Here is a 13513-nt window from a genome sequence, read left to right on the forward strand (position 1 = left end):
GTCACCCTCGACACACAGAGCCAACAACTGGATGCGCTGTGGAAAGCCATTAACCGCTCCCAGGCCATCATCGAGTTCGATCTGCAGGGAAGGGTCGTCAGCGCCAACGCCAACTTCCTCGATCTGATGGGTTACACGCTCGACGAGATCGTCGGACAGCACCACCGCCTCTTCTGCGACCCCGCCGAGATATCCACGCCGGAGTACCGCACGTTCTGGCAGCAGCTCGCCCAGGGAGAGCTGATGGCAGGCGAATACCGTCGCCTTACCCAGAGCGGCAAGGAGGTCTGGCTCCAGGCCACCTACAATCCGGTTAACGATGCAGACGGCAAGCCGTACCGGGTCATCAAGATGGCGACGGACATCTCCGCGGAGAAGCATCTGGCGGCCGAGTACGAAGGCAAGGTCAACGCCATGGATCGCGCCCTGGCAGTGATCGAGTTCGATCTCAAGGGCAATATCCTGTCCGCCAATCGCAACTTCCTCGATACCATGGGCTACCAGGCCGACGACATCATCGGCCATCATCACCGCATGTTCTGCGAACCAGATTATGTCACCAGTCGCGAATACCGCGACTTCTGGCAGTCACTGGGGCGCGGCGAATTCTTCAGCGGGCGTTTCATGCGGTTCGGCAACCATGGCCGCCGCGTCTGGATCCAGGCTACCTACAATCCGATCTTCAATGCCGATGGCGCCCCTTACAAGGTGGTCAAGTTCGCCACCGACATTACCGATCAGGTCGAGCTGGAAGAGCATATCCAGACATTGACCGAGGCAATGAGCGTTTCGCTGCAACAGCTCAACGCCTCCATCGCCTCGATCGCCGAGAACACGCAGCTGACGCGAGAACTGGCGCGCGCCACACAGCAGGAAGCCGAACACGGCACCCGCTCGCTGGACGACTCCCGTACCGCGATGACCGCTATCCAGAAATCCTCGGAAGATATCAACGACATCGTCCAGGTCATTGGCGAAATCGCCTCGCAGACCAACCTGCTGGCCTTCAATGCAGCGATCGAAGCGGTCCGGGCCGGCGAACACGGCCTCGGATTCTCCGTGGTGGCCGACGAAGTGCGCAAGCTCGCCGAGAAATCCGCCGATGCCACTCGCCAGATCAACCGCCTGCTGGGTGAATCTCTCAAGCGTATCGAGAGTGGCAATACCGTCTCCCAGCGCGCCGCCGACTCCTTCGGACGCATCGTCGACGGTGTCGGGCAAACCACCGCCTCCGTCGAGAAGATCGCCAGCTCGGCAGGCGAACAGCTGGAAACCGCCAAGCATGTCGACGACCTGATCCGTGATCTGGCCCAAGCCACCCAGCGCGGGTCGGGTAACGACAAGACGTCATGACCCAACGCGTACTGGGAATACTGCGCCTCAACGACAGTGACATCGCGCTGGATGCCACGCATCTGATCGAGGTGGTACGTCTCGAGACGCCCCTTTCTCCCCGCCCGCTGGCGCCACGCTGGTCGCTGGGTACGTCGCTGTGGCGGGGCTCGCCGGTGCCGGCGATCGACCTGGGCAGGCTGCTCGAACTGGACCCGAGCACGGGCCGGCGGGATGCCGGCGAGCTCATGGCGATCATCGAATATCGCGGCGGCCGCTTCGGGATGCGGGTTTCGCACATCAAGGACTTGGTCAGCGTCGATCCCGGGCAGCTCCATACGCTGAAGAACGCGGAGGGCGATGCCGACGCCCTGACGCCACAGCTGCTCGAGCATCCCGACTTCGACAGCGCGATCTACGTGCTCGACCTCGAGGCGCTGTTCGCCCTCGAGGGCATGGTCTCGGTACACGTCGAAGCCGACCGGCAGAGGACGAATGCCGCCACCGTGAAGGAGAACACCCACAGCGACCGGCGCTGGCTCGTCGTCGATTGTGACGACACGCGACTGGCGCTGGATGTGGGCGCGGTACGGGAAGTCGCCACCTGCGGCCCCATCGACTCCCCCATGATCGATCTGCCGGCCTATCTCGGCAATGTCACCCTGCGTGGCGCCACCCTGCCGCTGTTCGATCCCCGAGCGCTGATCGGCCAGCCGGCCCGCCAGACACCACCATCTCATCTCGCCGTTCTCGATAGCGATCACGGTCGTGTCGCCCTCGCCGTCGATCGCGTCGCGACGCTGACGGGCAGCGACCAGCCGGCGCCTCTACCGGTCTCCCCGAGTGCGGGCTACGCCCCCGCCGTCAGCGCACTGGTGCCCGCCGCGGACGAGGGCAAGGACGCCCTGGCGATCGATCACCACGAGCTGTTCGGCAACCTCAACGTCAACGCGCTGGCGCGTCTCCATACCCGGCTCGATACGGAGGCCAGGCAAGCGCGGGAACAGCGCGAGTGGCAGCGATTCGCCTTCGTCCATTTCCGCTGCGGCGGCGATTACGTCACGACGCTCGACCAGCTCGAAGCCGTCGACTCGGCACCGACGGACTATCAGAAGAGTTCGCATCCGGCCGGCCCCTTTCTCGGCGCCTGGCGTCGACAGGATCGCAGCGTCTCGCTGGTGGATCTGCGCGCGCTGCTGGGAATCGACTCCTCCCATCCCGCGAATCACGTCCTGGTCGTCGAGACGGGTGACGGTCTCGTCGGGTTCCTCGTCGACTACCTCCGCAGAATCGAGTACGTCGAAGCGCCCAGGGAGAGCTTTACCATTCGCTGGCGCGGCGATGCCATCGACGGCGCGTCGCCCGAGCCCTCCCCCGTCAAGGCGGCCAAACGGCTGATCTCGGTCGGCGAAGGCGACAAGCGTCAGGTGATGGCGCTTTTATGTCTGCAGACCCTGGCCAAACGGCTCAGCGAGGCTGGCTCGACCGTCTGAGGCGAATGCTGAGACGAACGGAACGCCGCGGATGCGTTGCCGAATCCCATCGACATCCCGGTCAGCCTCTGGTGTCGTCCGATTCGCGGAAGTCGGGGGGATCGTCGCCATCGGGCTCAGCGCGCCGATCCTCATCGCTGACCTTGGACGTTCCGATGCTGCCGGGCGACCCGACGGCCCTGGATTCGGCAGGCTCGTCCTCCTCGGCATCGCGGGTCAGGTGCGAAGGCAGGTCGCGTTTCATGCGCACGCCCAGCCGGTTGAGCGCCAGCGCCTGGCCGACCAGGCTCCCCTGCCCGGTCGAAAGCCGACCCATCGCCTGATCGTAACTGCCCTGGGCCCGCCCCAGATGCCGACCCACGTCCTCCAGACTCGAGACGAAACCCTGAAACTTGTCGAGCAGCTTGCCGGCGCGCTCGGCGATGTGCCTGGCGTTCTCGTTCTGCCGCTCCAGATTCCACAGGCTCGATACCGTGCGCAGGCTGGCCAGCAGCGTGGTCGGCGTGACCACTACGATGTCGCGTGAAAAGGCGTCCTGGAACAGTGTCTCGTCATGCTGAAAGGCGACGGCGAAGGCCGGCTCCACCGGCATGAACAGGAACACGAAATCCGGCGAACGCAGCCCGGGAAGCCGGGGATAGTCGCGCCCGGACAGCGCATCGATATGGCTTCGCACCGCCTGCACATGGGCGCGCAGGGCCTGGGCGCGCTCGGCATCGTCCTCGGCGTTGACGTAGCGCACGTAGGCGTTGAGCGAGACCTTGGCGTCGACGATCAGGTGCTTGTCGTCCGGCAGGTAGATGACCGCATCCGGGCGCTGGCGCCCCTGATCGCCATCGAGGGAAACTTCACGGCGGTATTCGATATCCCGCCGCAGGCCGGAGCGCTCCAGCACCGACTCGAGCATCATCTCGCCCCAGTTGCCCTGCATCTTCTTGTCGCCCTTGAGCGCGCGGGTGAGATTGGCGGCCTCTTCGGTGATCTGGCGGTTGAGCGTGGCCAGCTGGTCGATCTGCACCTTGAGCGTGGTCCGCTCGCGCACTTCCTGGCCATGGATCTCCTCGAGACGCTGGCGGAAGCCGCTGACCTGCTCGCGAAACGGCTTCAGCAACGCTTCGAGACTGTCCCGGCTCTGGGCGCTATAGGCGCGCTGGCGCTCGTCGAAAATGCGCCCGGCGAGCGATTCGAACTCGTGCCCGAGGCGGGTCTTAGCCTGCTCCAGCAACTGGAGCTGTTCCGCGTGCTGGTTCTGCTGCTGCTCGTGCCGGGTTTCCAGTCGCCCATACTGCTCTCGCAGCGTCGCCAGACGTTCGTTGAGCGCCTCGAGCTGATGTTCGCGAGCGGCCAACTGCTGCTGCAGCTGGGCCTGGCGCTCGCGCAGATCGTCCTGCTGCCCGTCGCTCTGGGCCAGCTCCTGCTCCAGCCGCAGGCACTGGGTCTCGCTGGCCTGCAATCGGGATCGAAGCATGTCCCGCTCGCGTGCGTAGCGCCGCTGCTGCCACACCAGGCCGACGCCAAGCCCTAACGTCACGAACCCGAGCAGCAAGACAAGCCCACCACCCGACAGCCACTCACCCGCTACACTCATCGCTCTGCCTTCCTCTGACCTCGACGCCATCGCGGCGCCACCATCCGTGAGTCGTTGCCTCAGCGCAAGCGATGACATCGAAAGCACCCGGTTTTCCTTGAACTCTGCCCAGACTATCCCAAACTTCAAGGGTCTGTTGCCGTTTCATGCACGGCCGCGCCGGAGCCAGTTTTTGTGCGGGGCAAGGCGTGAGGAGCGTGATTTGGTTGTTCCAAATGAACGACGAATAACGCAGCACCGTGCAAAAACTGGCCCGGCCCTTCGGGTTGCGCGGCAAATGGCGCCATGCGGCGTTGCGGGATTGGAAAAGGGAACCACCCTTCTCTGCATCCCGCGCCTGGCTTGGCACCATTTGGCGCAGCAACGCGGATCGCGCTGAAACGGCAACAGACCCTAAGGACAAGCCGAGACATGGACCGGGACGGCCCATGGGCTTGTCATCTATCGAAACATCAAGCCGATTTATCAAGACCAGGAGGTCGCGATGGCTCAGCAACTCAATGGTAAACGTGTCGCAATTCTCGCCGCCGACGGTTTCGAGGAAGCCGAACTCTCCTCTCCGCGTGCCGCACTACAAGGCCAGGGCGTCGAGACACATGTCATCACCCCGGACGGCAAGGGCATCCGTGCCTGGGCCGAAACGGACTGGGGCGAAACCTACGAAGCGGACAAGAGTCTGGCGGACGCCAACCCCGCCGACTACCATGCGCTGGTCCTGCCAGGCGGCGTGTTCAACCCGGATGAACTGCGCACGAACGAAAAAGCGCTTGGCTTCGTCAGGAGCTTCTTCGAAGCCGGCAAGCCGGTTGCCGCGATCTGTCATGCGCCGTGGATTCTGATCAATGCAGGCGTCGTCGATGGCCGCAAACTGACGTCCGTGCCGTCCATTGCGCAGGATCTCAAGAATGCCGGCGCCAACTGGGTCGACGAATCAGTGGTGGTCGACAGCGGCTTTGTCACCAGCCGCACGCCGAAGGATCTCGACGACTTCAACGGCAAGCTGATCGAAGAGCTGGCCGAAGGGCGTCACAGCGAGCAGCATGCCTGATCGCCCTTCGCGACGCCAAACGAGCGCCCACCGATCGGTGGGCGCTTTTTTTTGGCTGTCGTCATGCCGGCCGAAGCGCGACCAGACTTTGCAGGATAGCGCGCGAGTTCCCATACTCACCGTTAATCAAACCTAGGATCCTCCGTCATCGTGCCTCAATTTCGCGATACTTCCGCCGATACCGCCACCTCGGGCTCCCTGCCTCGGCTCTTCGTGACGAAACTGGTTCATTTCGCCAAGAAACTGGTTCGTCTCTTCATCCGCCCGATGCGCGGCGACAAGGGCCAAGGCGGGGTCGTCGTGCATCCGTATCGCGGTTACGGCTCCCACTCGGAAGCCTTCATCATGGGCCGCGTCTTTCGCCAGCCCGGACGACTGAGAAGCTGGGAAAAAGGCGGCATTGCCCGCGATCTGGTCGATGTCGCGCGTCGCCTGGTAAGGCACGGCGTCCGCGACGCCCGCGTCGACATCCGGATTGGCGCGACCCAGGCCACCGTCACCACCGACCGCGACGGCTATTTCCATGCCCATATCGACATTACCCACACGCTTCCTGCCGAGGCGATCTGGCACTCGGTCAAGTTGCAGGTGCTCTCCGAGGACGACGCCATCAGCACCGAGACCGAAATCTACATTCCGCCGGCGAGCACCGACCTGATCGTGATCAGCGATATCGACGACACGGTGATGTACACCGGCGTCGCCAACAAGCTGAAGATGCTGTATCGCCTGTTCATGGAGAAAGCGGATCGACGCACGGCCTTTCCCGGTGTCGCCGCGCTGTATCGGGCGCTCTACGGTGGCGCCGAGGGCAATCGTCACCGCCCCATGCTCTATGTGTCACGCGGTCCGTGGAGCATCTACGAAGTTCTCGAGATGTTCTTCAACATGAACCGTATTCCGGTAGGGCCGATCCTGTTCCTGCGCGAATGGGGCATGACGTTGAAGCGCCCGTGGCCACGCAAGGCCGAGGACCACAAGTCCGACGTGATCCGCAACATGCTGTCGCTCTACGATACGTTGCCGTTCATCCTCATCGGCGACAGCGGCCAGCGGGACCCGGAGGTCTACACCGAGATCGTCAAGGAACACCCGGAACGCGTGCGCGCCATCTATATCCGCAAGGTGGACAACGATCCGGCGCGCGACGCGGCCATCGAGGCGCTGGCCAACGAGGTCCGCCACGCCGGCTGCGAACTGATTCTCGCCCATGACAGCGTGAGCATGGCGGAGCACGCTCTGTCGAAGGGGTACATTTCGGAGGAAGGCTGCGAGGCGGTACGCAAGGATACGCACCAGCACCAACAGTAGTCTCGGTCGGCGGCGTCTGCCGCCCGCCTTCCCTTGTCAACCCTAGTTCAACTGCCCTTTCCAGCTGCCCCTGCCTTGCGCGCCTTCTCTTCCACCACGCTTTTCCCGTCATCCTTTGCCTTCGTTCTTGCCATCGGTTATCGCCGGGCAAAGGCATCGAATCTCCAGAGCCTGATTCGCGGCAGCGATTGATGCAGGTTAACGGCAGCCGAATCCCTGCTTGCCATCCTCGGAGGCGGCTTCTAGTTGTAAGAGGAGTTTCACACCAACGGCAGGTGCTCCGGTTGGCTGTCGATCATGGATGTCGACATCCCGGAGTATCTGCCGTCGATTCAAATCAGGAGATACGGATGTCCAACAATCCTCACACGTCCTCCAACCGTGGCGGCCCCAACGATACGGACGTCAAGACCACCGAGCAGAGCAAGTCGGAGAATCTGGAAAAGTACCGCAGCGATGCCGAGGGGCATGACCTGCGCACCAATCACGGCACCCGGATCGCCGACAATCACAACTCGCTGAAGGCGGGCGAGCGTGGCCCGACCCTGATGGAAGATTTCGTCTTCCGCGAGAAGCTCAACCATTTCGACAACGAGCGCATTCCCGAGCGTATCGTCCACGCCCGCGGCGCGGCAGCGCACGGCTATTTCCAGCCTTACGCGGAAGCCGCCCGGTACTCCAAGGCCGGACTGTTCCAGGATCCCGACAAGAAAACGCCGGTATTCGTGCGCTTTTCCACCGTCCAGGGGGCCCGCGGCTCCAACGATACCGTTCGTGACGTGCGCGGCTTCGCCACCAAGTTCTACACCGACGAGGGCAACTGGGACCTGGTCGGCAATGACATGCCGGTCTTCTTCATCCAGGACGCGATCAAGTTCCCCGACTTCGTGCACGCGGTGAAGCCCGAGCCGCACAACGAGATCCCCCAGGGGCAGTCGGCCCACGATACCTTCTGGGATTTCGTCTCGCTGATGCCGGAAAGCGCACATATGGTGCTGTGGACCATGTCCGACCGCGCCTTCCCGCGTCATTACCGCAACATGGAAGGCTTCGGCGTGCACACCTTCCGCTTGGTCGACAAGCAGGGCAAGTCACGCTTCGTCAAGTTCCACTGGAAGCCGCTGGCCGGCACCTGTTCGCTGATCTGGGACGAAGCGCAGAAGCTGTGGGGCCGGGATCCGGACTTCAATCGTCGCAACATGTGGGACGATATCGAGAACGGCGATTTTCTGGAATTCGAGTTCGGGATTCAGGTCGTGGAGGAAGAGGACGAGCACAAGTTCGACTTCGATATTCTCGACCCGACCAAGCTCATTCCCGAGGAGCAGGTGCCGGTCACCCCCATCGGCAAGATGGTGCTCAACCGCAACCCCGACAACTATTTCGCCGAGACCGAACAGGTGGCCTTCAACCCGGCCCATATCGTGCCGGGGATCGACTTCACCAACGACCCGCTATTGCAGGGCCGGCTGTTCTCCTATCTCGATACCCAGATGCTGCGCCTGGGCGGACCCAACTTCCACGAGATTCCGATCAACCAGCCGGTATGCCCGTTCCACAACAACCAGCGCGACTCCATGCACCGCCAGACGATCAACAAGGGTCAGGCCTCCTACGAGCCCAATTCGATCGACGGGGGCTGGCCCAAAGAGACCCCGCCCGCAGCGGAAAACGGCGGTTTCGAGACGGTCAACGAGCGAATCGACGCCAACAAGATTCGTGCGCGCAGCGCATCGTTCGGCGACCACTACTCCCAGGCGACGCTGTTCTGGAACAGCCAGACCGAGGTCGAGAAGGAACACATCATTGCCGCCTACACCTTCGAGCTCTCCAAGGTGCAGCGCCCATGGATCCGCGAGCGGGTGATCAAGGAGATTCTGCCCAACATCGATCTGGAGCTGGCACGCCGGGTCGGCGAGAACCACGGCATCGAGGCGCCTTCCAGCAAGCCGGCGCCGGCCGATGAACTGGGCCGGAGTTCGCAGCAGGAATCCCCGGCGCTGAGCCTGATGACGCGTCTGCCGGGCAATATCCAGTATCGCAAGGTAGCGATTCTGGTCGCCGACGGTGTCGACAGCAATCAGGTGGAGGCGATCAAGAGCAAGCTCGAGGCCGAAGGCGCCGAAGGCATGGTGATCGCCCCCAGCATGGCGCCGGTGAAGGCCGCGAACGGCCAGACGGTCACACCCGATGCCATGCTCAACGGCCAGCCCTCGGTGACCCTGGATTCGGTCATCGTCGCCGGCGGGGCGGAAAGCGTCCGGACGCTGTCACAATCCGGACTGGGACGCTACTACGTCCAGGAAGCCTACAAGCACCTCAAGGCGATCTCCGCCATCGCGGAAGGCAAGGAGCTTTTGGCCGCGGCCAACGTGCCCACCCAGGAAGACGGCATCTTCCTCGGCGCCAGCGTGGACGACGTGTTCCCCCCCTTCACTCAGGCCATGGGGCAGCACCGCGTCTGGTCACGCGATGCCAGGGCCAACGACATGCCGGCTTAGCGCTCTTCAGGGTCTAGTACGTCATGGCACAGTACGTCATGGCCTGTACGTCATGGACTAGCACGTCTTATCCGGTAGGGTCGTCTCAGGCGGCCTTGCCGGTAGCGATGTCGGCTACCAGCGCCTTGAGTACGCGCCAGAACTCCTCGACGGACGCCAGTTCGGTGCGCTCGGTAGGCGAATGCGCGCCGCGAATCACTGGGCCGAAGGAGATCATCTCCAGCTGCGGATACTTGCCGCCGATGATGCCGCACTCCAGCCCGGCGTGGATCACCTTGACCGCCGGATCCTCGCCCAGCTCTTCCCGGTGCAGACGACGGAAGCGGGTCAGCAGCGTGCTGTCCGCGCTCGGCGTCCAGCCCGGATAGACGTTCTCGACCCGTGTCTGGGCGCCGATCAGGCCGAACAGCGCCGTGAACCGGTCGGCCAGATTGCGTGTCGCGCTATCCCGCAGCGAGCGCACCAGCGCACACAGGTGGAAACGCCCTTTCTCCAGCGACACCACACCAAGATTGTTGGAAGTCTCGACGACGCCCGGCACCTCGACGCTCATGCGTTCGACGCCATAGGGCGCGGCATGCAGGGCGGAAACCAGCAGCTGGGTCGCGGTATCGGTGAGCGCTTCCACATCGTCGTCGCAGGAGACCGCCGCCGGCGACAGGGAGAGCGTCACGTTGTCGTCGACACCCGCCAGCTCCTCGCGGTAGAGCGCCTGCAAGCTGGCGAGCGCTTCCTCCACCGCCGGCAGGTGATGCTCATCGACCACGATGGTGGCAAAGGCTTCGCGTGGCAGGGCGTTACGCAGCGTGCCACCGTGGTAGTCCACCAGGCGAATCTCGAACTCGCCCAACCCTCGCAGCGCGCGAACCAACAGCTGGTTGGCGTTGCCGAGTTCCTTGTGAATGTCGGCCCCGGAGTGCCCGCCGACCAGGCCGGTGAGAGAAACCCGGCGCATCACCTCCCCTTCGTCGCAGCCGCGCATCGGCAGATCGGCATCGACGACCACGTCGGCGCCGCCGGCACAGCCGATATAGACCTCGCCACGATCTTCGGAATCGAGATTGAGCAGATAGCGGCCTTCCAGCCAGTTCTCGTCCAGCGACAGCGCGCCCTGCAGCGAAGTCTCCTCCTCCAGCGTGAACAGCGCCTCGAGCGGGCCGTGATCGATATCGTCCGCTTCGAGAATCGCCAGTGCCGCCGCGACGCCGAGACCGTTGTCGGCACCAAGCGTGGTGCCACGGGCGTGCAGCCAGCCGTTCTCGACGTAGGTATCGAGCGGGTCGTTGAGGAAATCGTGAGGATGGGCGCTGTTGGCCTGCGTGACCATGTCGAGATGACCCTGCAGGATCACGCCGGGCACGGCCTCGCAGCCCGGGCTCGCTGCCTTGCGTATGCGCAGGTTGCCGTAGCTGTCGCGATCATGGGCCAGCCCCTTGTCGTCGGCCCAGCGCTCGAGAATGTCGACCAGTTTCGCTTCGTGACCAGAGGGACGCGGCGTATTGCAGAGCGTCCGGAAATGGCGCCACACGGGCTCGGGAGAGAGTTGCAGCAGATGATCGTTCATGGTCGATTCCAGCCTCGTCGTGCGGCGAGCAGGCCACCGCAACGGGTGTCGAAAGAGTGATGAATGAAATCCTGGCCGGCGGCGGACCGCGGCTCTTTTCGGGAAACGCTGAATAAATCGGCGAGCAGGATGAAGCGCAAGGCGCCCGGAGCGCAGGAACCGGAACCTATGAGGTATAGGTGAGGATTCCGAGCACCGCGCAACGCAGCGATTCGCCTGCGCAGACATTTCTGCAGCGTTTCCTTGAGGTGCCAACACCTTACTCGCCTGGCTGCAACTTGACCATATCCGGCACAAGGCCGGCGAGATCTCGGCGCTCGCCGTGCCAGGCCAGCAACGCCGCCGCCAGCCGGCGTGCCGTCACCAGCCGTTCGCGCCGGCCCTGCGACGAGAGCGCTTCATCCCGATACTGGAACAGCGCCGCCACCGCAGCGGCCACCCGGGGCGCCGCCGCGAGCTCGGTATCCTCCGGGCCGTCATCCGTCACGACGGCAGCGCTGTCGTCCATCAGCACGTCCGGCAGGCTCGCCAGCGGTCGTTGCCGCCACCAGGCCAGCCAGGCCAGACGCAGCCACGGGCGGATCGGCGCCAGCTCGCCACCGCCCGCAGCGAACCAGCCGAGCCGTTCGGTCAGATCGGCAGGCAAGGCCGGCGCCGCTCCCTCGTGCAGCCAGGCCGCCACGACAAGCGGTTCGATATCCCGCAGCTCGCTTGCCAGCAGATCCGGCAGGCAGCGGACGAAGTCGTCGTTCATGCGAGCCAGAGCCGAACTGGCGCCATCCGTCAATCCGCGTCCCATCATCTGCGCCGGCTCGCCGCTGGATACTTCCCGGGTGAGCCCCACGCGCAGCGAGACGAAGCCCTGCCGGCGCCAGAAGCGGATCAACGCCGGCTCCGCACCGAAGCTCACGCCCAGGCGATCCAGGCCGTGCGCTCGGGCCGTCGCCGCGACCTGCTCGATCAGGGCCGCTCCGACGCCTCGGCGCCGGGCCGCCGGGTGCACGGCTATGCGCATGATGCGCCACCAGCGGGCGAGCGCGGCCTCCTCGTAGCCGCCGTGGGTCGCCAGCGACTGCGCCAGCAGATGGCCCCGCGGGCGTCGTTGCCCCCGGTAGATGGCGTTGGCCAGCGTCGCGTCGAAGCCGCCCTCCTGCTGGACCACGCAGATGCCCACCGCATGCTGTTTCCCCGCGTCATCGCCGACGAACGCGGCCAGCAGGTGAATGTCGGGGCCATCCAGCAACTGGCGCAGATCGCTGGGCGAGGTGCGGTAGTGCGCCTGTACCAGCAATCCGAAGAGAGGGCCGAGTCGCGCCTCGTCCCGGGCGAGCGCCGCCCGGTCCAGCCAGGCGTAGGTGATCGGTGCCTTCGGTAGCGCGCTGGAGACGGCCTCGGCTTCGGCGGCCTCGGCATCCAGACACAGCAGTTCCCGGGTCAACGCTTCCAGCGGATCGCCGGCACCCCAGCGGATCGGCGTCTGCAGCGTGAGCCGCTTCCACTCCGGCGTCAGTCGATCCAGCGCGTCGCGTAGGCGCACCTCGAAACCGCGCCCGGTGCCTTCATAGCCATGCACGGTAGTGGCGAAGGCGATGCGGGGAAAGTGCTGCAGCCATGACGTCAGCCGAGCCGCGGGAATCGACGCCGCCTCGTCGATGAACAGCGTCGGCGGGGAGCGGGCATCGATATCGGCAGAGGCCAGTTCGGGAACCACCTGCTCCGGCGCCAGCCACTCGACGCGGCAGACATGGCCGTTCAGGTCGACCTCGAAGCGACCGGCCTCGCGACGGCCCTCGGGCAGCAACTGCTCGAGGCGTTCGAACACCGCCTCGACCGCGACGAGACTCGACGCCGTGATCCAGAGCCGCCGTTCGCCCTGCCTCAGCCGCCGTGCCGCGGCGATGCCCAGCGCTGCGCTCTTGCCACGCCCGCGATCGGCGATCAGCACCACCGGGCGCCGACGCCGCATTCGCGTCAGTCGCGATACCGCGGTGGCCTGATCGGCGGTCAGGCAGTCTTCGTCCGCCACGGGGTGTCCGGTCGCGTGATGCTCGGGCGCGTGGTACTCGGACGTGTGATGCCCAGGCGTAAAGAGATCAGCCAGGGCCGGCGCGCTCGGTAGCGAATCGTCCGCAGGCCATGTGGCCACGTCCGAACGTCGCTGCAACATCCCGGCAAGGCGCTGCAGGTAGTTCGTCGTCAGTGTTTCAACGCCGTGGGGCCAATGCGCGAGACGCCCATAGTCCGTATCCGGGCGCCACTCTCCGCTGTCCGGCAGCTGCCAATGCGCCGGCGTCAGCAGCACCAGCCAGCCCCCGGCCTGGACGGTGCCGCTGATGGCGCCGAAAGCGTCGGGATCGAACCCGGCCAGCGCGGATACCGCATCGAACACCACCAGATCGTGCTCGCTGCCCAGCAGGCTGCGAGCGCGGGTCGCACTCAGCCGCACCGAGACGTGCGGCCCGGTCGAGATATCGGACAGACTCGAGAATTCGGGGCCGATCCACAGGGGCGAGCGCCAGCGCCCCGCCGCCATCAAGGAGAGCGCCTTACGGCGCGCACGCGAAGCGTCGTCGGCGATCCACAGCACGCCTCGCCAACGCCGTCGCTGCAGGTCATCGTCTTGATCGACCAGCCAGTCGGTGAGCGCGGAGCCCTCATTCGGCGCGGACATTGGCG

7 protein-coding genes and 1 pseudogene are annotated in these 13513 nt (G+C 64.7%); 5 read left to right on the plus strand and 3 right to left on the minus strand.

The genetic code is table 11. The features are described 5' to 3' along the window. Positions 1-51 precede the first annotated feature (51 nt). Both CCD76_RS08790 and CCD76_RS08795 read left to right on the plus strand, forming a co-directional pair. Positions 52-1254: pseudogene (locus CCD76_RS08790) on the plus strand (methyl-accepting chemotaxis protein); the annotation flags it as partial. 95 nt (positions 1255-1349) lie between these two features. Next, positions 1350-2825 carry a chemotaxis protein CheW gene (locus CCD76_RS08795; protein ID WP_087719141.1) on the plus strand — a complete coding sequence of 492 codons (1476 nt, stop codon included), beginning with the start codon at positions 1350-1352 and terminating at the stop codon, positions 2823-2825. Between the two features lie 61 nt (positions 2826-2886). On the opposite strand, the gene rmuC is transcribed toward CCD76_RS08795, so the two are convergent. Further along, entirely contained in the window at positions 2887-4413 is a 1527-nt protein-coding gene (rmuC, locus tag CCD76_RS08800) for a DNA recombination protein RmuC (protein ID WP_087719142.1), read from the minus strand. A 484-nt stretch (positions 4414-4897) separates the two neighbouring features. On the opposite strand from rmuC, the gene CCD76_RS08805 reads away from it, so the two are divergent. The 3 genes from CCD76_RS08805 to katE all read left to right on the plus strand — a co-directional run bounded on the left by CCD76_RS08805 (position 4898) and on the right by katE (position 9273). Next, entirely contained in the window at positions 4898-5461 is a 564-nt protein-coding gene (locus CCD76_RS08805) for a type 1 glutamine amidotransferase domain-containing protein (RefSeq protein WP_087719143.1), read from the plus strand. Between the two features lie 150 nt (positions 5462-5611). Further along, a complete protein-coding gene (locus tag CCD76_RS08810; RefSeq protein ID WP_306298798.1) occupies positions 5612-6772 on the plus strand; it encodes an App1 family protein in 1161 nt (386 codons plus the stop codon). Between the two features lie 191 nt (positions 6773-6963). Then, a complete protein-coding gene (gene katE, locus CCD76_RS08815; protein WP_087719144.1) occupies positions 6964-9273 on the plus strand; it encodes a catalase HPII in 2310 nt (769 codons plus the stop codon). A gap of 85 nt (positions 9274-9358) precedes the next feature. Here the strand turns inward: katE and CCD76_RS08820 are convergent, their stop codons facing one another. Together CCD76_RS08820 and CCD76_RS08825 are read right to left on the minus strand one after the other, a co-directional pair. After that, a complete protein-coding gene (locus CCD76_RS08820) occupies positions 9359-10837 on the minus strand; it encodes an aminoacyl-histidine dipeptidase (protein ID WP_087719145.1) in 1479 nt (492 codons plus the stop codon). Between the two features lie 259 nt (positions 10838-11096). Then, positions 11097-13508 carry a tRNA(Met) cytidine acetyltransferase TmcA gene (locus CCD76_RS08825; RefSeq protein WP_087719146.1) on the minus strand — a complete coding sequence of 804 codons (2412 nt, stop codon included), beginning with the start codon at positions 13506-13508 and terminating at the stop codon, positions 11097-11099. Between the last annotated feature and the right edge of the window lie 5 nt (positions 13509-13513).

This window comes from Salinicola salarius, from assembly GCF_002179555.1.
Classification (GTDB): domain Bacteria; phylum Pseudomonadota; class Gammaproteobacteria; order Pseudomonadales; family Halomonadaceae; genus Salinicola; species Salinicola salarius_A.